Annotated in this window: 16 protein-coding genes; 6 read left to right on the top strand and 10 right to left on the bottom strand. The window is 65.2% G+C overall.

The genetic code is table 11. The annotated features are described in order from the left end of the window. Nucleotides 1–13: 13 nt before the first annotated feature. Nucleotides 14–811, bottom strand: a complete 798-nt coding sequence (locus H3Z74_RS15715; RefSeq protein ID WP_187760536.1) for a helix-turn-helix domain-containing protein — start codon at nt 809–811, stop codon at nt 14–16. 119 nt (nt 812–930) lie between these two features. Between H3Z74_RS15715 and H3Z74_RS15710 the strand changes: the two genes are divergently transcribed. Further along, nucleotides 931–1323: a hypothetical protein gene (locus H3Z74_RS15710; RefSeq protein WP_187760535.1), complete on the top strand. Its 393-nt coding sequence runs from the start codon at nt 931–933 to the stop codon at nt 1321–1323. A gap of 47 nt (nt 1324–1370) precedes the next feature. On the opposite strand, the gene H3Z74_RS15705 is transcribed toward H3Z74_RS15710, so the two are convergent. The 5 genes from H3Z74_RS15705 to H3Z74_RS15685 form a co-directional block, all read right to left on the bottom strand. After that, complete coding sequence (locus tag H3Z74_RS15705) at nt 1371–3005, bottom strand: SDR family oxidoreductase (RefSeq protein WP_187760534.1); 1635 nt, start codon at nt 3003–3005, stop codon at nt 1371–1373. Next, a complete protein-coding gene (locus H3Z74_RS15700; RefSeq protein ID WP_187760533.1) occupies nt 3002–3427 on the bottom strand; it encodes a thiol-disulfide oxidoreductase DCC family protein in 426 nt (141 codons plus the stop codon). Before H3Z74_RS15700 ends, H3Z74_RS15705 begins: the two co-directional genes overlap by 4 nt. Nucleotides 3428–3951: 524 nt before the next feature. After that, nucleotides 3952–4827 (bottom strand): DUF4886 domain-containing protein, encoded by an 876-nt coding sequence (locus tag H3Z74_RS15695; RefSeq protein WP_187760532.1) that lies wholly within the window; start codon nt 4825–4827, stop codon nt 3952–3954. 11 nt (nt 4828–4838) lie between these two features. Then, nucleotides 4839–7949, bottom strand: coding sequence for a TonB-dependent receptor domain-containing protein (locus H3Z74_RS15690; protein ID WP_187760531.1), 3111 nt, complete (start codon nt 7947–7949; stop codon nt 4839–4841). A 2-nt stretch (nt 7950–7951) separates the two neighbouring features. After that, on the bottom strand, nt 7952–9298 hold the full coding sequence (locus H3Z74_RS15685) for a dicarboxylate/amino acid:cation symporter (RefSeq protein ID WP_187760530.1): 1347 nt from the start codon (nt 9296–9298) through the stop codon (nt 7952–7954). Between the two features lie 216 nt (nt 9299–9514). Here H3Z74_RS15685 and H3Z74_RS15680 point away from each other — a divergent pair, with 216 nt between their 5' ends. Then, on the top strand, nt 9515–11290 hold the full coding sequence (locus H3Z74_RS15680) for a sensor histidine kinase (RefSeq protein ID WP_187760529.1): 1776 nt from the start codon (nt 9515–9517) through the stop codon (nt 11288–11290). Continuing rightward, nucleotides 11290–12630, top strand: coding sequence for a sigma-54-dependent transcriptional regulator (locus H3Z74_RS15675; protein ID WP_187760528.1), 1341 nt, complete (start codon nt 11290–11292; stop codon nt 12628–12630). Before H3Z74_RS15680 ends, H3Z74_RS15675 begins: the two co-directional genes overlap by 1 nt. A 36-nt stretch (nt 12631–12666) precedes the next feature. Here the strand turns inward: H3Z74_RS15675 and H3Z74_RS15670 are convergent, their stop codons facing one another. Then, complete coding sequence (locus H3Z74_RS15670) at nt 12667–13062, bottom strand: helix-turn-helix domain-containing protein (protein ID WP_187760527.1); 396 nt, start codon at nt 13060–13062, stop codon at nt 12667–12669. A 404-nt stretch (nt 13063–13466) separates the two neighbouring features. Between H3Z74_RS15670 and H3Z74_RS15665 the strand changes: the two genes are divergently transcribed. Together H3Z74_RS15665 and H3Z74_RS15660 are read left to right on the top strand one after the other, a co-directional pair. Then, nucleotides 13467–14558, top strand: a complete 1092-nt coding sequence (locus tag H3Z74_RS15665) for a sensor histidine kinase (protein WP_187760526.1) — start codon at nt 13467–13469, stop codon at nt 14556–14558. Then, nucleotides 14558–15358: a LytR/AlgR family response regulator transcription factor gene (locus H3Z74_RS15660; RefSeq protein ID WP_187760525.1), complete on the top strand. Its 801-nt coding sequence runs from the start codon at nt 14558–14560 to the stop codon at nt 15356–15358. The genes H3Z74_RS15665 and H3Z74_RS15660 overlap by 1 nt, the downstream gene beginning before the upstream one ends. 37 nt (nt 15359–15395) lie before the next feature. On the opposite strand, the gene H3Z74_RS15655 is transcribed toward H3Z74_RS15660, so the two are convergent. From H3Z74_RS15655 to H3Z74_RS15645, 3 genes are all read right to left on the bottom strand, one after another. After that, entirely contained in the window at nt 15396–17522 is a 2127-nt protein-coding gene (locus tag H3Z74_RS15655) for a peptidase domain-containing ABC transporter (RefSeq protein ID WP_187760524.1), read from the bottom strand. Continuing rightward, nucleotides 17519–18766 (bottom strand): HlyD family secretion protein, encoded by a 1248-nt coding sequence (locus H3Z74_RS15650; protein WP_187760523.1) that lies wholly within the window; start codon nt 18764–18766, stop codon nt 17519–17521. The genes H3Z74_RS15655 and H3Z74_RS15650 overlap by 4 nt, the downstream gene beginning before the upstream one ends. 200 nt (nt 18767–18966) lie before the next feature. Further along, entirely contained in the window at nt 18967–19098 is a 132-nt protein-coding gene (locus H3Z74_RS15645; protein WP_187760522.1) for a bacteriocin, read from the bottom strand. 221 nt (nt 19099–19319) lie between these two features. Between H3Z74_RS15645 and H3Z74_RS15640 the strand changes: the two genes are divergently transcribed. Next, nucleotides 19320–20756: an efflux transporter outer membrane subunit gene (locus tag H3Z74_RS15640; RefSeq protein ID WP_187760521.1), complete on the top strand. Its 1437-nt coding sequence runs from the start codon at nt 19320–19322 to the stop codon at nt 20754–20756. The last annotated feature ends 43 nt before the right edge of the window (nt 20757–20799 follow it).

The raw sequence follows: 20799 nt of genomic DNA, 5'->3' as shown, positions 1-20799 counted from the left end.
GGGCCGGACCATTCTATCCGGCCCCGCTCGCCAATGTCCTGACCATCTCCGCCGTGGCGTCGTCGGCGGGGAAGAAGGTCTCCAGCGTTAGTTCCGACAGGGTCACGTCCTGTGCGGTGCCGAACACGGTGGTGGTGCTGAGGAAGCTCAGCACCCGCTCGCCGATCAGCAGCTTCAACGGCACCGCGATGCCGCCCAGATCCTGCGGTTTCGCATCCGCCATGGGCGGCGCGGCATAGCTTTCCAGTTCGGTGACCAGATCGTCCAGCTCGGTATCGCTTGTCGCCTGGGCCTGGCGCTTCAGGCGTGAGATCAGGTGATGGCGCCACTCCGAGAGATTGACGATCTGTGCTGCCAGCCCGTCGGGGTGCAGCGCGAGGCGCATGATATTGGGCACGCCTGCCAGCAAGGCGGGCGACACGCTCGCGAGCAACGGCGCGACGCCGCGGTTCGCCGCGATCAGGTTCCAGCACCGGTCGACCACCAGTGCGGGCCAGGGCTCATGCCCGGCCAGGATCAGATCGACCGCGCGCCGCGCGCCGGACATTTCCGGATCGTCGAGCGAGCGTTCGCCGAACAGGGGCGCGAAGCCGGCGGCGGTGAGCAGCAGGTTGCGCTCGCGCATCGGCATCTCGAGCTGTTCGGACAGGCGCAGCACCATCTCGCGGCTCGGCCGGGCGCGGCCGGTTTCGAGGAAGCTTAGATGGCGCGCCGAAATCTCCGTATCGAGCGCGAGATCGAGCTGGCTCATGCGCCGCTTCTGGCGCCATTCGCGCAACTGATCCCCGACATTCCGCGTGGCAACCGCCATGGTCATTCTCCTCTGTACCGACCCTAGGCCCGGCAACCAATTTCCGGCCATTACCTGCGAGGTAATCGACGCGACTACCTCGGTCAGCGAAAAGGTCGGTGTCAACCACGGAGGAAATCATGACCGACACAACCACCACCATCCGCCGCATCCTCGGCCTCGATGCGCTGACCTGCCTGCTGGCCGGCGCAGTGATGAGCCTTGGCGCCAGCCTGCTTGCCGGGCCGACCGGCCTTCACCCGACCCTGCTGCTGGTTGCCGGATGCAGCCTGTTCCCGGTTGCCGCGCTGTTCGCCTGGATGGCGAAGACCTCGCTCCTCAATGCGCCGCTCGTGCTGCTGGCGGTGGTCGGCAATATTGCCTGGGTCGCGGCGAGCATCGCCGTCGTGGTGCTGACCGAGCCGACCGCGTTCGGCACCGCCTTCGTGCTTGCCCAGGCACTGGTGGTGGCGGTGCTGGCCTGGCTGGAATTCAAGGTAGGGCCGGGGAACCGCGCAATCGCCGCCGCCTGACACATGACCAGTTGCAGGGATGGCGGCTCGATGGGGCCGCCATTTCCTTATTCTGCGTCGGGCGTCAGCCACCCGCGATAATGAATCACCGGGCCGATCAGCGGCAGCGCGATCGGCACGTCGAACTGGAACTTGCCGTCTTCCTCCCATTCCCGCGCCATCGTCCGCGGGGCGAGCGCCAGGGGCAGGGGAATGCGCCAGATCGACCAGGACCGCATCACCATGGTCAGGCCCTGCTCGTCCCCGGGCAGGTCGAAATGGAAGCGCAGCGGCCCGAACCGCTCGACGATTTGGCCGGCCTCCTCACCGAGATTGCTGTGGAAGCTCTGCGCCGAAAAGGTCCGCGTCCAGCGCTCCACACCCTGGTCTTCGCGAAATCCGACATGCAGTTCGTGCTCGCCCGCCCTGGGAAATCCCATCAGCGCGCCGACCAGCCGGGCCAGCGGATGCGTGCCGCGTTCGACCGTTGCGCGGCCGTGCGCGCCGCCGTCGCGCAACACCTCGTGCATGCGGCGCACCTCATCCGGCAGTCGCGCAAAAGTATCGCCCATCACGCGCTGATAGAGCGGCGCCGGTTGCGCAATCTGCCTTGTCTCATGGCGGATCGCCAGGCCGGCAAAGGCCGGCGCAAAATCCTCCAGCGCCAGCATTGGCCCCGCATCGCCCGCGCCGGGCGCGAGCTCCTTCGCCACGATCCGCTCGGCGAGCAGTTCCGCGGCCAGCGTCGGGATTTCGGGGCCATCGCCGGCGCTGGCGATCAGTGTCCAGCGCCGCTCGACCCGCTTGCCGCCGGCCAGACCGAACAGCCGCACCACCATTCCCGACCGGTCCGATCCCCAGCCCGCCATCCGACGCTGCAGCGGTAACAGCCACGGCGCCAATGCGGACAGCGAACCGATCCAGCGCCACCGCACCAGCCAGCTCGCCAGCCACAGCGTCACATTTTGCACCGCCAGTTCGGTACCGGCGCGAAAGCTGACAGCCGGCTTGCCCGGCAGCCGCTCGGGAAGCAGCTCGAGATCTGGCACATCGGCCAGTGCAACCAGCCGGTGGCCCAGGGTCGTGCCGTCATCGAGCACGAAGCGTTCCTGGCCGATCTCCTGCCAGCCAAAGGCGCGCGCCCGGCGCTGACCGCGCCACACGGTCAGCGGCTTGCCGGCATAGCTCAGGATCGCTGCGGCGACCGACGCGCCGGCCGCGGCGCGGTTGGACGCGCTGATCGCCATTTCGACCGACATGATCTGTTCCATGCCCACCGCGAGATCGCGCACCACGGCGCCGGACAGAGCGGGCACGCTCGATGCGCCCGATATGGCGATGGTGCAGGCCCGGCGCGCCGCCACGTCGAGCGTTCCGATCCCGGCGACGAAGGCGCGGCCATCGGCAAGGTCGAGATAATCGACCCCGGCGGCGATGCAGGCTTCGATCACATGATAGCCGCTGGTCTGGAACGGGCCGGCGGCATCGATCAGCAGGTCGGGCCGGTGTTCAGCCAGCACCGCGGCCAGATCTCCGTCGCGGTCCGCCACGACCGGGTGGCAATTGGGGACGGCGTCGCAGAATGCCACGGCCTTGTCGCGATGCCGGCCGGCGACGAGGATCCGGTGCCCGCGCGCGGCGAGCCGCCGCGACAGCCTCGCGCCGAACCCGCCATAACCGCCCAGGATCAGGATGACGCTCACAGCACGCGGTCCCGATCGGCGGGGGAGGGAATCCAGCATGTCTCGCGCTGACCGAACCAGCGATAGCGGTTGCGCGCGACCAGGCGGTAGATCGGGTCGCGGATGAAGCGCGGTACGAGGCGTACCATAGCCGCGGCGCGCCAGGGCCAGCCGCAGCCCGACCAGATCGCGATCACTGCATTGGAGTTCGTCAGCAATTGATCGCCGTCGACGATGATCAGCGTTTCGGGCCGGGTCGGATCGATGCCATGCGCGCGGTACAGCGCCGCGCCGACCGGCCCTTGCATCGAGGCGAGCCGGAAATGGCGCCCATGGTCATGGCGTAGCACGAACCGGGCATTGGCCGCGCACAGCACGCACAGTGCATCGAATACGATGATCGGGCCGTCCCGGGTGATCGTCGCGAGGTCGGCAGGCTGCATCCGGGTGTTAAGCCTGTGGCTGCCGCTGCTGTCCAGCGATGTTGGCAAAAGGCGCGGGCATCAGTCCGGCACGCGATTCATGCCCGATCCTGTGTCGTGGGTGAATCGCCGCTGGTGACAGGGCCGCAGGGACGCGGAAGGAGATATGGTACACCCCATTGTACCATATTCCCGGCGCGGGGCGGGGGGCCATGCCCGCAACCTGCAAAATTCAACGACTATCCTTTACTATCAATAGCTTATTGGCTATGCGCGCGATTCTTGGTATCAGAAAATTGAGGAAAATTCCCGTTCAGCTATCCATGAAATGGATAGCTGGGCGTCTAATGTACCGAATTCCCGGGTTGCTCGCCTGAACTCCAGCGTCGGATAACGCCAGATCGGACCTGCACATCATCCCCGCGAAAGCGGAAACCTCGCTGCACTCAGCATAAGAAGAAGCGGGATCCCCGCTTTCGCGGGGATGACGGTCGTGGTTCAATCTTCTTGCGACTTTTCGAGGCGGTGTGCCCGACGCACCGCACCTACCCCTTGGCGAGCTGCTCATATGCCACGCGCTGCAGCGCCACCGCCTCGCTCGGGGAGATGCCCAGTTCGTCCGCCGCGCGCTCCTTATCGCCGAGCGTGCGCGGATCGACCCCGGTGATCTTCCCGAACACCATCAGTGCCTCGAGATAATAGCCATAGGTGCTGCCGTGATACTGGTCATAGGTCCATAGATCGACCTGACCGAAGGGTTTGCCGTCATAGGGATTGGGGTCGGCCACGCCCTCACCCATGGCGCGGGTCCAGGCCTCGCCGACCGGAATCACGCCGTCGATATCGCGCGACGATCGTTTCGCCAGGTCCGATGCCGCGCGCAGATCGGCGGTCATGACGGTGACCGGCTTGCCCAGCCATGGGCCTTTCTTCTTGTAGACCATGTCGGCGCGTGCCCAGGTCGCGATCAGTTCGACATCGACCGCCGGGTTGGCGGCGGTGAACATCGCGGCGAGGAGCGCAGCGTTGGCGACATGCAGCCGCGGATCGCCCGGCTGGTTGCGGTCGAGCATGCTATGGCCCTGAAGGACGACCACGTCCCAGGCGCGGTTGAGCACCGCGCGCTTGGTCTGATAATGCCGGTCGAGGCCCTGGCCGCCGATCGTCTCCAGGCTGACATTATAGTTCAGCCCGGCCTGTTCAGTGAATGTCTTGAACAGTGCCGGCATACCGCCAACGCGTTCATTGTTGAGGTCGGTGACCGCATCGCCGCGGTAATAATGCACCGCGGAATGACCGCCATAGGTGAAGCTGTTGCCGACGAACAGGATCGTGCGCGGCTTTTCCTGCGCGGCGGCGGGCGCGATGCTTGCCCCCAGCAGCGCACATGCCAGACCCGTCTTCAGCAACAGCTTGATCATGTGTCGTCCCTTTAGAATTTCTTGCCGATGGTGACATAAAGCTGGCGGCCATAGGGGCTGTAAAGCGATCCGAGATAGCCGTCAGCCGTGATCGGCGGTTGTTTGTCGAACAGGTTGCGTGCGCCCAGCCGGATGCGCGTGCCGTCCAGCGCGCCGCCCTTGAAGCGATATTGCGCATAAAGGTTGAAGGTCGTCTGACCCTCGACGATGTACGGGTTTCCTTCGGTATCGAGGAAGTTGGTATCATAGACTGAACTGGTCAGATTGGCGAAGCCGCCGATCTGGATCTGGTCGAGCGTCCAGGTCAGCGACCCGGTCACCCGCCATTTCGGCTTCCCGCGCACCTGGATCAGGTCGGTCGCATCGGTCAGCGGGGTTGCCACATTGATCTTCCCCGCCGCGCGTGCGTCGAACAGGGCCTGTACCGCCGGTGGCGTATCGCGCGAATATTTGGTCAGCCGTGCGGCGTTGATCGACAGGTCGAAATCGCCGATCCCGGTTTTCTTGACGTTGTAGAGCAGTGCAAGATCGATGCCCTGCACCTTCTGCGGCAACAGATTGACGAACTGATCGCGAATCTGCGTTACTACGCCCGCCGGCGTCAGGCCGGTTCCATTGAAAAATGCAATGTCGTCGGCGGTCGGTGCGGCACGGATCACGTTCGGATTGCTCGATCCCTGCATGCGCATCAGATAGTCGAGTACCAATGCGTTCTGGGGGCCGAACTGCCCAACGATGCCGACCTGGCTGATCGACCAGAAATCGGCAGTCAGCGTCAGCTTGCCGAAGCGGCTTGGCCATAGCTTGGGCTGTAATACGGTACCGACGCTCCAGTTGGTGCTGTTTTCCGGTTTCAGATCGGGATTGCCGCTGACGAAGATCGAATAGCTGACGCTGCGCGTGCAGCCGGGAAACGTCGGAACGGGCGGAGGGCCGCGCAGGTCAGCCTCACAGCGATAAGAATCGATGCCGGACCCAAGCCGGGAATATTGCACCGTCTTGGTTTGCTCGAGATTCGGCGCACGGAAGCCTTTTGACCAGGAGCCGCGCATCCGCAGCCCGTTGATCAGGTCCCAAGCGGCGGCGATCTTCGGCTTCGCTACCGATCCGAAGTCGCTGTAATGTTCATAACGCCCAGCGAGTTGCACATCGAGGCGGCGGACCAGCGGGATGTTCATGTCCGGGCCGACGACCGGCACGGCCAGTTCAGCAAACCCGGAGAATACCGTACGATCGCCTCGCGTGCTCGGCGTTGGGCTGACCGCCGCGACATTGCTGATCGATGTCTCGCCCGTCACCGAATCGGTAAAGGTGACCTCGCCATTGAGATTGGGATCGCGATCATCGCGCTGCGTTTCATGCCGCGCCTCGACCCCGAATGCGATGCCCAGATCGCCACCCGGCAAGACGAACAGATCGGGTCGCGACAGTTTGAAATCGCCCAGGGTCAGCGTGGTCGTGGATTGCCGGCGCAGCTTGAACTTGATCGCATCGATCGCCGCCTGCGATGACGGGTTGCAGTCGCCTATGCCCGGTGTCGCCGCACAGCCACCGTTGAACGGGTTGTACGCATCAGGCGTGGACAGAGCGAGGCTGCGCTGCAGCGCGGTCATGTTGATTGCGTCGGAACGGTCGGTCGCTTGCGCTTTGGAGTAAAGCAGGGCGGTGTCGAAATCGAAGCTGCCAATCCTGCCCTTCAACCCACCGAGGAAACGTGCCTGCCAGTTCTTCACATCGACATATTGCGGGCCGGTATCGACGAAACGATAGGTCGACAGCCGCACCGGCAGACCGGCGACCGGTACGTTGGTCAGGCCGGGAATGCGGTTCGGATTGGCCGTGCCATTGGCAAAGGTCACGGGCCCGAACGGGTTCCAGTAATTGCTTGCCGGAACGACGATCGCGTTGAGGTTAATCGTCGGCGGCTGGACCGCATGCGTCTCTGCCTGGTAATAGCCGATTTCGGCATAGGCCGTGACGTTGTCGCTGATGTCGTAATGCGCGGTCAGGAAGCTGTTGTAGCGCTCGATGCCTGGCGTGACGGTGGTGCCGATCGCGCCATCGAACCGCTCCTCGCGCAGTGTCGTCGCGGTCGCGCGCGTGCCGGAGCCATAGCAGGTGTCGGCGTTGATCGTGACCAGGCAGCCGGGGTTGAGAATCGATTGAGTGTGGAATGCCCCCGCTCCGCTGGTCAGCGCGCGCGTTCCCATGCGGATCGTGCCGGGCCCGCCGACAACGGTCAGATTGGCCCAGGGCGATTGGGTTGCGCGGCCGTCCGAACCGAGATTGCCGGCGAAGCCGGGGTTGTCGGCGAAATAGGAACGCAAGTTGGCGGTCGCCGTATAGGGCTGATCCTCGGCCAGCTGCGCGGTGCGCTTGGTGTAATCCAGGAACAGCGAGACATTGCCGCGGCCGTCAGCGAAATTGGTCCCGCCAAAGGCGGTCACCTCATATTCCTTGCGGTGCGTGCCCTCGGCATATTGATAGCGGCCATCGACGGTCAGGCCCTGAAAGTCGGTCTTGGTCACGGTGTTGACCACGCCCGCGACCGCATCCGCGCCATAGATGGCGGCGGCGCCGTCGCGCAGGATTTCGAGCCGCTCGATGCCCGCGACGGGGATCGCGTTGGAATTATAGCCGAGCACGGGGACATTGCCCTCGCCGGCCTGGCTCGACGGATGCTGCACCAGGCGGCGGCCGTTGAGCAGCACCAGAGTGTTGCCGGTACCGAGGTTGCGCAAATTGATCGAATTGACGTCGCCGCGCGCGGCGTTGCTGGTCTGCGGGTTGTTCGACGGGTTGAAGCTGACTTCGCCCATTTGCGGGATCGAGCGGATCAGGTCGTCGCCCGACAGCGCACCGGTCGCCTCGATTTCCTTCGCGCTGACCACCGTCACCGGCAGCGCCGCGGTCGAGCTGGCGCCGCGAATCTGCGTGCCGACGACCACGATGTCGCCCTCGGGTTGTGGAGTCCCGGCATCATCGGGCGTGTCCGATGCGATCCCCGGTACTGTATTCTCGATCGGCTGTGGCGGCGCCTCCTGCGCGAAGGCCGCGCCCGCCATGGTCAATGCAATCACCCCTGTTCCCGCGCAAAGCGCGGCACGTAGCCCCCTGGTCATGTCTATCCTCCCTGTTCGATTATTGTTTTGTCGTTGTCCGTCATCAGATCGGCGGTCTGGCGATTGGTGAGCACTGCATTGAGCTGGTCGCGATCGAGCGCATTTTCCCAGCGCGCCACGACGATCGTCGCGACCGCATTGCCCATGAAATTGGTGAGACTCCGGCATTCCGACATGAAGCGGTCGACGCCGAGGATCAGCGCCATGCCCGCGACCGGCACCGAGGGCACGATCGAGAGCGTTGCGGCGAGCGTAATGAAGCCGGCGCCGGTGACGCCGGCCGCGCCCTTGGACGACAGCATCGCCACGCCGAGCAGCGCCAGTTCCTGTCCCAGGGTCAGGTCGACATTGCATGCCTGCGCGATGAACAGGGCGGCCAGCGTCATATAGATGTTGGTGCCGTCGAGGTTGAAGGAATAGCCGGTCGGCACGACCAGCCCGACGATCTTCTTGTCGCACCCGGCGCGTTCCAGCTTCTCCATCAGGCTGGGCAAGGCGGCCTCGGACGAGGAGGTGCCGAGCACGAGCAGCAATTCGGCCTTGAGATAGGCGATCAGGCGGAAGATCGAGAAACCATGCAGCCGTGCGACCGCGCCGAGAATGACCAGCACGAAGAACAGCGAGGTCAGATAGAAGGTCGCGACCAGCGCACCGAGGTTGACCAGACTGCCCGCGCCATATTTGCCGATGGTGAAGGCGATCGCGCCGAATGCGCCGATCGGCGCCACACGCATCAGGATCCCGACCAGCTTGAACACCACAATGGCGGTGCGTTCGACCAGGTCGAGGATCGGCTCCCCTGGCTTGCCGACCAGCAATAGCGAAATGCCGAACAGGATCGCGACGAACAGGGTCTGCAGGATCGACCCTTCGGTCAGTGCCGAGACCATGGTGGTCGGCACGATCGCCATCAGGAACCCGACAAAGCTCGTTTCCGCGGCCTGGTGGCTGTAATCATCGACCGCCGCGCTGTGCAGCGTCGAGGGATCGATGTTCATCCCCGCGCCCGGCTGAACGACATTGGCGACGACCAGGCCGACGATCAGCGCCAGGGTCGAGAAGAACAGGAAATAGCCGAACGCCTTGCCGGCGATACGGCCGACGGTCGACAATTCGCGCATGCTGGCGATGCCGCTGACCACGGTCAGGAAGATCACCGGCGCGATGATCATCTTCACCAGCTTGATGAAGAAATCGCCGAGCGGCTTCAGCGCTTCGCCGGTCGCGGGCCAGAAATGGCCGATCACGATCCCCGCGGCGATCGCCACGAGCACCTGGACATACAGATGCGCGTAGATCGGTGTGCGGCGTTCGCTGCCGGGCAGAATTGTGGTGGGTGCTACTTTCATGGATCCCCTCTTGCGGCGCGGCTGGTGCGCCAGGTCTCTTGTAGCTGGACCCTCGGCGGCTATCCTAATCGGGGAGTCAGGCCATGCCAGCGATCTGACATAAACAATCAAGTGATTGATAAATATGAGCTATTTATGTCTTGCAGGTCGGTTCCACTTGAAAATATGTGCGATAATCCACACAGATTTTTTCGGCATGTGTGATATGTCGCCCAGGTGACTCGCTTTCGTGCCCGCCTGGCCCTTGCTCTTATATTGCTGCTCGCCGGCATCGCCGCTCTGGTGCTGGTCAGCGGCCGCTGGGCGTTGGGGGAGGCGGACCGGACCACCGATGGCGCGGCGCATCTGGCGGCGAGCGCCCAGGCCGGGCTGCTCGCCAGCGAATTGCAGAAATTCCGCCTGCTGCCACTGGTGCTGATCGACTATCCCGATGTCGTGGCGGTTCTCGATGGCGGCGATGCCGCCGCCCAGGCGCGACTGAACGGCACGCTGGAGCTACTCGCCCGGCGTACCGATGCGCAGGCGATCTATGTCATCGATGCACGAGGCCGCACGCTGGCGGCGAGCAATGCGCGCCTGCCGACCAGCTTTGTCGGGCAGAACTATACCTTCCGGCCCTATTTCCGGGATGCGATGCGCACCGGCGGGTCGGAATTGTTCGCGCTCGGCACGGTCAGCGGCCGCCCCGGCCTGTACTTGGCGCGTCGTGTCGATCGCGGCGGGCGCGCGCTCGGCACGGTAGTGGTGAAGGTCGAGTTCGACCGGGTCGAACAGGCCTGGGCGCGCGCCGGCGGTATCAGCTTCGTCACCGATGCGCATGGCGTGATCCTGATCACCAGCCGCGCCGACTGGCGTTTCCGCACCACGCACCGGCTCGATGCGGCGACGCTCGCTGATGCGCGTCGCACGCTGCAATTCGGTGCGAAACCGCCGGTCGCCGCGCCGGTGGCGCTGGCCGGGCCGTCGGCTACCGTTCCGCTGGGCACCGGCACCGGCACGGCCCGCTACCGCGTCGCGACCGAGCCCGCCGCACTGACCGGCGCACATCTCGTCCGCCTCGAACCGCTTGAGCCGGCGCTTGCCGCCGCGACCACGCGAGCGCGGCTCTGGGGCGCCGCGATCCTGTTGCTGGTCGGGCTCGCCGCCGGTTTCTTCATTCGCGCCGCCGATACGCGGCGGCTGCAGAATGAGGCGCGTGCCGCGCTGGAAAAGGAAGTCGCGCACCGCACCGTCGAATTGCGCGACGCCAATGCCCGGCTGACGGTCGAATCGCACGAACGGATCGAGGCCGACCGCCGCTTCCGCGCGGCGCGAGAGGAACTGGCCCAGGCCAACCGGCTCGGCTCGCTTGGCCAGATCACTGCCGGTGTCGCGCATGAGATCAACCAGCCGGTCGCCGCGATCCGCACTTTCGCCGAAAATGCGATGCGCTTCCTCGATCGCGGCGCGCCTGACACCGCGCGCGGCAATCTCGACCAGATCGTCGGCCTGACCGCGCGGATCGGCACGATCACTGCCGAACTCCGCTCTTTCGCGCGACGGCGCACGCCGGCGACCGGTGCAGTGCCGATCGGCTCGGTGATCGACGGTGCATTGCTGCTGATCGGCGAGCGCGCGCGCGGCGTGATCCAGGTCGAGTTGCCACTTGCCTTGCGCGACGTTGCGGTGGTCGGTGACCGGGTGCGGCTCGAACAGGTGCTGATCAACCTGCTGCAGAATGCGCTCGATGCGGTCGAGGGGAGGGCGGAAGCCGGGATCTGGATCCGCGTCACCGGCGGCGACATGATCCAGGTTGCGGTTGCGGATACGGGCTGCGGTGTCGATCCGGTGGTCGCCGACGCGCTGTTCACCCCCTTCACTTCGGCCAAGCCGGAGGGGCTGGGTCTGGGTCTTGCCATCGCCCGCGATATCGCCCGCGAATTCGGCGGCGACGTCGCGCTCGCGCCCTCGCCGGCCGGCGCCATTTTCCTGTTCACCGTGAGGCGCGCCTGATGTTCGACAGCGGCAATTCAGTCATTTTTGTGGAGGATGACGATCAGCTCCGCCGTGCGACGGTGCAGGCGCTCGAGCTTGCCGGGTTCGCCGTACGGTCCTTCTCGAACGCGCCCGATGCGCTGGACGCGATCACCCAGGACTTTGCCGGCGTAGTCGTGTCCGACATCCGCATGCCGAAGATGGACGGGCTGCAACTGCTCGGCCATGTCCGCACGCTCGACGCGGACATTCCGGTGATCCTCGTTACCGGCCATGGCGATGTGACCATGGCGGTGTCGGCGCTGCACGACGGTGCATTCGATTTCCTGATCAAGCCGTTCGCCGCAGATCATCTGACCGCCAGCGTCACCCGTGCGCTCGAGCGCCGCCAGTTGGTGATCGACAATCGCCGCTTGCGCGCCGCCGCAGCGGACAGCGATGGCGACAGCCCGCTGATCGGTGACAGCGCACCGATGGTCAGCCTGCGCGCGACGATCCGCCAGCTCGCCCAGGCCGATGTCGATGTGCTGGTCGAGGGCGAGACGGGCACCGGCAAGGAGCTGGTGGCGCTGATGCTCCACCGCCTCGGGCCGCGGCGCGGCCGCCCGTTCGTCGCGGTCGATTGCGCCGCGCTGCCCGAGGCGCTCGCCGAGACCGAATTGTTCGGCCATGCCGCCGACAGCGTCGCACATACCCGCCTGTCGCGCACCGGCCGCATCGCCGCGTCGAGCGGCGGCACCCTGTTGCTCGACGAGATCGACAGCATGTCGCCCGCCGTCCAGGCCAAGCTGCTGCGCGTACTGGAGGAGCGCGAGGTGCTGCCGCTCGGCGCGGATCGCCCGCAGAGCGTCGACCTGCGCGTCGTCGCGACGAGCAAGCGCAACCTGGCCGAGGCGGTCGCGGACGGCGCCTTTCGCGCCGACCTGTTCTACCGTCTCAACGTGCTGCGGCTGCGCGTGCCCCCCTTGCGCGAGCGCGGCGGCGATGTGCTCGCGCTGTTCGCGACCTTTGTGGAGGAATATCGCGAGCGCCTCGACGCTGCCGAAATCACGCTGAACGATGTGCTGCGGCGCAAATTGCAGGAACATGACTGGCCCGGCAATGTCCGCGAACTGCGCAACTTCGCGCTCGAAACCGTGCTTGGCCTGAAGTGTAGCGACGAGGCCGTTTTACCGCAGCCCGGTGCGGACCTGCCGACTCGCGTCACCCTGTTCGAAGCGAAGGCGATCGAGGATGCGCTGCGTGCCAGTAGCGGCAGCGTCGCGCGGGCGCTGACCATATTGGGGATTCCGCGCAAGACCTTTTACGACAAGGTCGCCCGCCACGGCATCGACCTCGGGGCGTTTCGGAAAGGGTAGCATCCAAGTTCTTCCCTGTTCCGGGGAGGACCAATTTCAAGCCCCGGTGCTCCAGTCCATCACTTCGGTGGCGCCGATCCACAGCGACCGTGACCCGCGTGCGTCGCGTTCGACCTGCAGCCGCAGGCCCCAGCCGCGGATCGTGTCGATCGGGTTGTTCGCCCCCAGTGCGACGAATTTACGCCGGATGCGGTAGACCAGCACTTCGCATGTGTCGCCCCCGGCACCATGATCGACCAGCACCTGGCGAATTTCTTCCCAGCGGGTACGCTCGCGCTTGATCAGGTGCGCGACGATCACTGCCTCCATCGGCGATAGCGGCACGCGCCGGCCATTCCAGCAAATCTCGGTCGGGTCGAACGTTGCGGTCAGCGCCCCGCGCTTGATCAACGGTCGGCGACGTTCCTCGCCGGCTGAAGGAGGTGACGACATGAATTCTTCCTCATTCGCTGGCTGGACGGAGGCAGGGAGAGGGGAGGGGCGATGCGTCGGGCGGGTTCGTGACCGCAGATTCCGTATCGCCCGCCCATCCGGTCATTCGAATCGCTCCCGTACTGACTACGCCCGTAATCGTCTCGACTACGCATGTAGTCAACAGGCTGAACGCGTGATGAATGCGGCCGAGCCAACGGGCAAGACGCCTCGTTTGTAGCGGATATGATGGCGTACATACCGGGATGATCGTCGCGTCTGAATGCGTCTCCCCGACGAAGCCGCGAATGGCACCTGGAAGCATGCGAATGGCATAAAACCCTTCAATGGCACGTCCGGGCCGGTCAACGTCACGCAGCTGCGCTTACCCCTTGCCGGGTCGCTCGTTACGATGGGACATGGCCTTGACGATCGAATCCCTGGTGACGGAAACGGAAAGCGCGCGGCTGGTGCGCCGGACCACGACCTGGTTCATCCTGCTCTTCTGGATTGCCCAGGTCACCATGCTGACCATCCTGCGCCATCTCAATCTGGGCGAGGAGGAAAAGCTTGCCTTCCTGCTGCCCCGGCTGTGCGTGACCCTGATCGGCATCGGCATTTCGTTTGTCATTGCCGACCGGCTGCGTCGGCTGGCGGGGCGGCCGATGCGGGTCAAGCTCGGGGTCGCTGCACTGCTCGCCCTGATCGGGTGCCTGATCCATGGCGGCGCCAATATCGCGATGTTCAGGCTGCTGATCGAAGGATCCTATACCGACGATTTCGATACCGGCATGTTCCTCGGTGCGTTGCTGCAATGGTTCTGGGCCTATGCCGCACTGTGTGCCTTGTTGCTGGCGGTTACCTCCAGCCTCGAGCTGAGCGAGCGCGAACGCCGCATCGCGCAGCTGCAGCGTGTCGCGCACACCGCGCAGCTGCGCGCGCTGCGCTACCAGCTCAATCCGCATTTCATGTTCAACACGCTCAATTCGATCGCCGCGCTGATCGCCCGGGGCGAAGCGGAAACGGCCGAACGGATGGTCGAAAATCTCGCCGATTTCCTTCGCGCCGGGCTGTCGCTCGATCCGCAGGAAGATATCCCGCTGGCGCGCGAGATCGAGCTGCAATCGCTGTATCTTGCGATCGAGATCCTGCGCTTTCCCGATCGGCTCAAGGTCGAGATCGACGTGCCGTCCGACACTGAAGGCGCGCTGGTTCCCGGGCTGATCACTCAACCTTTGGTCGAGAATGCCGTGCGCCACGCCGTTGCGCTGAGCGTCGCGCCGGTCAGGCTGAGCATCGCGGCGCGGCGCATCGGCAACCGGTTGCGCATCACGGTTCATAACAGCGCGGCGCAGGGCGCCGGCGTCTCGGCTCGCAAGGGTACCGGGGTCGGGCTGGCCAATGTCACCGACCGGCTGCGTGCGCAGTTCGACGATAATTATGCTATCAGCAGCGGGCAGGATGAGGAGGGCGGATTTCTGGTCATGATCGACATTCCCTTTTCGACTGCGGGATAATGCGCCCGATCCGCCTGCTGCTCTGCGACGACGAACTGCTGGCCATCCAGCGGCTGCAGGACCTGCTCGAGCGGATCGAGGGCGTGGAGGTGGTCGGCACCGCGGCCAGCGGCACAGCGGCACTGGCCGATATCGCGGCGCTTGCGCCCGATGCAGTGCTGCTCGACATCGAAATGCCCGCGCTTGACGGGTTCGATGTGGTCGAGGAACTCGCCCGGTCAGGCGACGCCGCACCGCTGATCATATTCGTCACCGCCTATCCGCATTTTGCCGCCTCGGCGTTCGAAACCGGCGCGACCGATTTCCTGACCAAGCCGATCCGGCTCGGCCGACTGCAGACCGCGCTCGACCGGATCCGCCGTTCGATCGAGGACCGCAGCGCGCGCAGCCGGTTGCAGGATCTTGCCGGGCAACTCGATGCGTTGCGCCGCGAGCGGGCAGGGGAGGTCACCGAACGTCGCCACATCTGGGTGCAGCGCCGCGGCGAGACGGTGCGGGTCGATCTCGACCGGGTCGACTGGGTCGCGGCGGAGGGCGAATATGTCCGCCTCCATCTCGGCGACGCCAATTACCTCCACCGTGAATCGCTGACCGCGATCCTCGAACTGCTCGATACGCAGCGCTACACGCGTATCCACCGTTCCTGCATCGTCAATCGCGACCGTATCGCGTCGGTTCGGCGGTTGCCGACCGGCAGCTACCAGCTCACCACCGATACCGGGAATCGCCTGCCGGTCGGCCGGAGCTATCGCCGCGTCGTGCGCGAGATGATCGCGAACGGAAGAATGCCCGAATGCTGATCGGGAGTCCGGGCGAGCACGACAATGCTATTGTATCTCAGGCGACACCCTGCAGGCGCGGAGCCCCGGTATCGAGGATCGTCACGCCTCCCTGATCGAGCTCGATCACCTGCACCGCATGCTCGATCAATGCGGGACGATGCGCGATGACGATACGGGTTCGCCGCAATCGGGCAAAGCTCTCCGCCAGCGCCGTTTCGTTCGCTTCGTCGAGATTGGCGGTACCCTCATCGAGGAACACCGCGTCGGGGCTGCGATACATCGCGCGGGCAAGCAACAGGCGCTGGCGCTGGCCTGCCGACAGCGCGCCGCCCATGTCGCCGATGAAGCTGTGATATTGCATCGGCATCTGCATGATCTCGTCATGAATTCGCGCGAAGGAGGCGCAGGAGATAATGTCCTCCATGTCGGCATGCGGATCGAAAAAGGCGATATTGTCGGCGATCGTGCCCTGCAGCATCGCATCGTCCTGCAGCACCGCGCCGACCCGCGACCGCCATGCCGCGATCGTCGCCGGACCGAGTGGCACGCCGTCGATCAGGATCTGCCCGGAGGTCGGCGTCAACAGGCCGAGCAGCAGGCGCAGCAAGGTCGTCTTGCCCGACCCCGACCGGCCGATGATCGCGAGATAGCTGCCCGCCGGCACATCGAACGACACATCCTGGAGGATCGGCGGATCGGTCGGGGAATAGGCGAAGCTTAGCCGTTCGACGCGGATCGCGGGCGGGCGGAGTTCGTTCGCGCGCGGCGGCGCCAGGCCGATCTGTTCCTGCTTTTCGGACACGATGTCGGCCAGCCGGTCGAGGTGCAGGCCGATCATGCGCCAGTCCTGCACGCGGTGCACCAGCTGTGACGCACTGGTCGCAAAGCTGGTGCGATAGGACAGGAAGGCGAACATCAGGCCGATCGTCATCGTACCGGCGATCACCATGCTGGCGGCAAAGGCCAGGACGAGCAGCAATTGCAGGTTGAACAGCAGATTCTCGGCCAGGGTCAGCTGGATCGCGGTGCGGTCGGCGCGATAGCTCGACGAGACGACATCGGCATAAAGGTTGCGCCAGCCCGCCTCGCGCATCGTCTCCATGCCGTGCAGCTTGATCGCGCGCACCGAACGCATCGTCTCGAGCAGATGCGTCTCCTGCTTGGCGCGCGCGACGATCTCCTCCTCGGAGCGCGCGCGCCACTGCGGGAAAAGCACCAGGCTGGTCAGCGCATAGAGTGCGGAGGTGATCAGTACGACCAGGGCCAGTGTCGGGCTGATCAGCATCATGACGATCAGCGTGGTGAGCGCGAGCAGCGCGTCGATCGCGACATTGACCACGCCCTGGGTGAGCAATTCCTGGATCGGCTTGATCGACTGGATCCGCGACAGGAGGTCGCCGACATGACGCCGTTCGAAGAACGAAACCGGCAAATGGATCAGATGGCGGACGAGATTGCCGGCGAGCTGGAACGAGATCGATTCCCCCAGCGTCAGCACCACCCAGGAACGAAGCGCCTGCAGCAGCACATTGAGCAGATAGACGAACCCGAACCCGATCGCGATCAGCAGTACCAGGCTATTGTCGCCCTGGCCGATCGCCTCGTCGACGATGATCTGCTGCGCGAAGGGCAGGGCCAGCACAGTGACCTGCAGCAACAGGGACAGGCCGACCACTTGCACCATGGTGCCGCGCAACCGGGTGATCCGCGTCCACAGGTCGCTGATCCGCAGCGCCGACCGGGCGACGATCGGTGTGAAATCGGGGCTTGGCGTCAGCTCCAGCGCAACGCCGGTAAGATGGCGCGAGGTTTCCTGGAGCGAAATGGTGCGGCGGCCGACCGCGGGGTCGAGGATGGTGATCTTGCTGCCCGATACGCGTTCCAGCAGCACGAAATGGGTGAGGTCCCAATGCAGGATGGCGGGCAGTTGCAGTTCGCCCAGCTCCTCGATCTCCAGCCGCACCGCGCGCGGCGACAGTTCGAGCGCGCCGGCAATACGCATCAACTCGGCCAGCGTCATGCCTTGCGACGAGATCGGATAGCGGCGGCGCAGCCCGGCCAGGTCGACACGGTGGCCGGCATTGGCTGCCGCCATGGCCAGGCAGGCGAGGCCGCATTCGTTGACCTCGGATTGCAGGATGGGCCGGATGCGGCGCGACCAGGGCCATTCAGTGCCGCTCATCGCCGCATCGCCCGCAGGATCGGATCGAAGAAGACTTCCCACAATTTGCGCTGTTCGAGCACCAGATCGGCATTCAGCGTCATGCCCGGGCGCAGCTGACCGAGGCCGGCGGTGGCGCGCGGTCCCGCGACGCGATCGACCCGCACACGCACGCGGTACACCGGATCGGTGATCTTGAGACCCGGATCGACCAGCACCGGATCGGTCGGCGTGGCCGATATCGCCACTACATTGCCCCGGCCCGAGCCGAATTTCTGGTACGGAAAGGCGTCGAACAACAACCGTACTTCCTGCCCGATACGCACCCGGCCGGCGGCGCGGCTGGTGACGTAAAGCCACACTTCCATCCGGCTGCCGGAGGGGATCAGCGTGAGCAGCGAACTGTCGGGGCTGACCCGCTGGCCGATTTCGGCATTGAGGCCGCTGATCTCGCCCGCAACCGGCGCGGTCAGGTCGAGCCGGTCGAGCCGCGCCAGCGCAGCGCGCCGGCCGGCCAGGTCGGCGCGCTGCGCGGCAAGTTCCGCTCCGCTCCGCGCGCTGCCCAGGCGACGCTGTGCGATGTCGGTGCCGATGCGGCGCAGCGCCTCGCGCTGGGTGATGATCTGCTGGTCGAGCGCTTCGACTTCGGCGCGGCGCGACAGGGCGGCGGCGCGCGCGTCTTCCACCTGTCTTTTGGTGCCCGCCTGTTCGCGCAGCAATCGCGCCGCACGGGCACTGCCCGATTCCGCCAGCTCGGCTTGCCCGGCGGCGAGGGTGCGTTGGCGCTGGAGCGAAGCGATCTCGGCGGCGATACCGGCGCGTTGCTGGCCAAGCCCGCCCGTCTCGGCTGTGCCGAGTTCGGCAGCCAGCGCCGATTGCCGCGCCAGTTCGCCATCCTGACGGTCGATTTCGCGGATCTGCCCGGCCACGCCTTCGCCGCCCGCATCGCGTCCCTGCGTTACCGCAACCGTGACCAGTGGCGTTCCGGCAGCCACCTGCTGCCCCTCCGCGACATGGATCGCGCGCACTTCGACCGCTCCGGGCGGATAGACGCGGGCAATGCCAAGGTCCGGCGCGACCAGCCCTTTCACGCTTTCGCGCGTGGCGAAGCTGCCGAACAGCAGTACCGCAACGGACAATGCGAAAGCGATGGCGAGCATCGCGCCATAGATGCGCGCACCCGGCGGGCTTGCTGCGATGACTGTGCCGGTCAGGCGCTCACGGCGCGCCTCGATGACCTCGGTTCGGAACAACGTGCTCGTCATATTGTCCTTCGACGCGGTCCCGTCATCGATCGGACTAAAGGCCAATCCTGAGGATGACGTTAATCACGTTGCGGAAAATCGTAGTTGAATCCCGGCGCTGGAATCACTGGAGACAGCGAAGGGGCCGCGGCATTGCTACCCCGGCCCCTTGCATATCTTCTGTCCGATCCGGGATCAGGATCAGGCTGAGTTTGGATCGATCAGCAGTGGCGACGCGGCTTCGGGTCGCAGCGCTTCTTCGGGCTGCCGAACAGCAGGGTGAGAACACCACCGACCAGGCCGCCGAGGCCGCCGGACACTTCGTTCAGCTCTTTTTCGTCGAGAGTACGCATAATCAAGCTCCTGTTACTCGAGTTATGGTCCCGACACTTGGGATGCCGGGCGCGGCGGTCGGTTTCAACATGCCATATCGGCCCGACGTCGATTTTTAAGAAAATAATAAGCATTTGAATTAGTTAGATATTAACCGCGTATTTTTACGAACTGGTGTCAATGCGGGACAGAAACCATGATCTTTACGGGATCGAAATATGGAACGGTTAGCACCCGATTCATGCGATTTTCGCTCCTGATCCTGCTCGGTATCGTCCCGACGGCCTGTATGGGCCCGGCGATCAAGGTTCCCGAGCCTGCCCGAATCACCTCCGAGTCGTGGGGTGAGTCGCTGTACGATTCGCAGCTTGCCCGAGGATCCGAGGTACCCACATCCCAGGCACCCCGATCCGAAACACTGTCAGAAAATTTCTGGCAGCGTTTCGGAACAACCGACCTGGCCGAACTGGTCGCCCGTGCTCGCGCCGCCAATCCGACGATCGAGGCGGCGCGTGCGCGAGTCGCGCAGTTGCGCGGTCAGGCGCGTATTGCAGGCGCGGCGCTGCTGCCGACAATCGGGGCCAGTGCCGGCGTCACCGCGACGCGCACCGACAATTCCAACACCGCGCTGTACAGCTACAGCGTCGGCCAGGCCGGGCTCGACGTGGCCTATGATCTCGACCTGTTCGGCGCTGCGCGTGCCGGCAAGCGCGCCGCGCGTGCTCGGGTTGCCGCCGCGGCGTTCGATAGCGATGCCGCTGCTCTGGTGGTCGAAACCGATGCCGCGCGTGCGCTGGTGCAATGGGCGGCTTTGGGCGACCGCATCACGGTGGCTGAACGCGACAGTGCAAATGCGCGCGAGCTGCTGAGAATCCTGACCGTGCGGCTGCGCGAAGGCGTGGCGACTCGCGTCGATATCGGGCTGCAATCGGGCGAACTGGCCCGGCTCGAGGCGCAACATTCTTCGTTGATCGAGGCTCGGGCGCAGATGGGCGCCGGGCTCGCTGCGTTGCTCGGCCTCGAATCGCCCGGCTTCAAACCCCGGTCGCTCTCGCTCGGTGCGATCGTCACGCCGACGATCGGCCCAGGGCAACCGGGCGACCTGCTGTTCCGCCGCCCCGATATTCGCGCAGCCGAAGCGCGCATTGCTGCGGCGCGCGGCGATGTGCAGCAGGCGCGCGCTGCCTTCAAACCGTCCTTGCGCCTGTCGGGATCGGGGCTGGTACAGGCAGCGGCGATCGGCGGTCCGTTCGGGGTAACGCTCTCGGCCGGGGCGAGCCTGTTCGCGCCGATCTTCCAGGGCGGGCGGTTGCGCGGCCAATATGAAACAGCGAGCGCCGTGCAGATCGAGGCGGTTGCGCTGTACCGGGCGGCATTGTTGCGCGCGCTGGCCGAAGGCGATCAGGCGCTGGCCGGCATGCGCGAAGCGGGGCGCCGGGTCGCGCTCTACGAGCGTGCCAGCCGTGATGCGCGCGAGGCGTCGCGCCTGGCGCGCGTTCAGTTCCTCGAAGGCGAGATCCCGCTCGACACGCTGATCGACACCGAGCGCAACGAAACCCAGACCAACGATGCCGCGCTGGTCGCGCGGCAGGACGAATTGCTCGCGGTTATCGATCTGTTCAAGGCGCTGGGCGGTGCGCCGAGCGGACAAGCCGGAGGTTTCCAGACCGGCAGCTAGAACCACATTGGCTTGGGTGGAATTCCTAACGGCAGAAGAGAAT

This window comes from Sphingomonas alpina (assembly GCF_014490665.1).
GTDB classification, from domain to species: domain Bacteria; phylum Pseudomonadota; class Alphaproteobacteria; order Sphingomonadales; family Sphingomonadaceae; genus Sphingomonas; species Sphingomonas alpina.
Note: the sequence above shows the minus strand (reverse complement) of the source record. Positions and strands in the feature narration are given on the sequence as shown.

Bases quoted from the DNA above. Each gene is read 5' to 3' on its own strand.
- H3Z74_RS15715 (WP_187760536.1), bottom strand. From the start codon at position 811: ATGGCGGTTGCCACGCGGAATGTCGGGGATCAGTTGCGCGAATGGCGC.
- H3Z74_RS15710 (WP_187760535.1), top strand. From the start codon at position 931: ATGACCGACACAACCACCACCATCCGCCGCATCCTCGGCCTCGATGCG.
- H3Z74_RS15700 (WP_187760533.1), bottom strand. From the start codon at position 3,427: ATGCAGCCTGCCGACCTCGCGACGATCACCCGGGACGGCCCGATCATC.
- H3Z74_RS15695 (WP_187760532.1), bottom strand. From the start codon at position 4,827: ATGATCAAGCTGTTGCTGAAGACGGGTCTGGCATGTGCGCTGCTGGGG.
- H3Z74_RS15690 (WP_187760531.1), bottom strand. From the start codon at position 7,949: ATGACCAGGGGGCTACGTGCCGCGCTTTGCGCGGGAACAGGGGTGATT.
- H3Z74_RS15685 (WP_187760530.1), bottom strand. From the start codon at position 9,298: ATGAAAGTAGCACCCACCACAATTCTGCCCGGCAGCGAACGCCGCACA.
- H3Z74_RS15675 (WP_187760528.1), top strand. From the start codon at position 11,290: ATGTTCGACAGCGGCAATTCAGTCATTTTTGTGGAGGATGACGATCAG.
- H3Z74_RS15670 (WP_187760527.1), bottom strand. From the start codon at position 13,062: ATGTCGTCACCTCCTTCAGCCGGCGAGGAACGTCGCCGACCGTTGATC.
- H3Z74_RS15660 (WP_187760525.1), top strand. From the start codon at position 14,558: ATGCGCCCGATCCGCCTGCTGCTCTGCGACGACGAACTGCTGGCCATC.
- H3Z74_RS15655 (WP_187760524.1), bottom strand. From the start codon at position 17,522: ATGAGCGGCACTGAATGGCCCTGGTCGCGCCGCATCCGGCCCATCCTG.
- H3Z74_RS15650 (WP_187760523.1), bottom strand. From the start codon at position 18,766: ATGACGAGCACGTTGTTCCGAACCGAGGTCATCGAGGCGCGCCGTGAG.
- H3Z74_RS15645 (WP_187760522.1), bottom strand. From the start codon at position 19,098: ATGCGTACTCTCGACGAAAAAGAGCTGAACGAAGTGTCCGGCGGCCTC.
- H3Z74_RS15640 (WP_187760521.1), top strand. From the start codon at position 19,320: ATGCGATTTTCGCTCCTGATCCTGCTCGGTATCGTCCCGACGGCCTGT.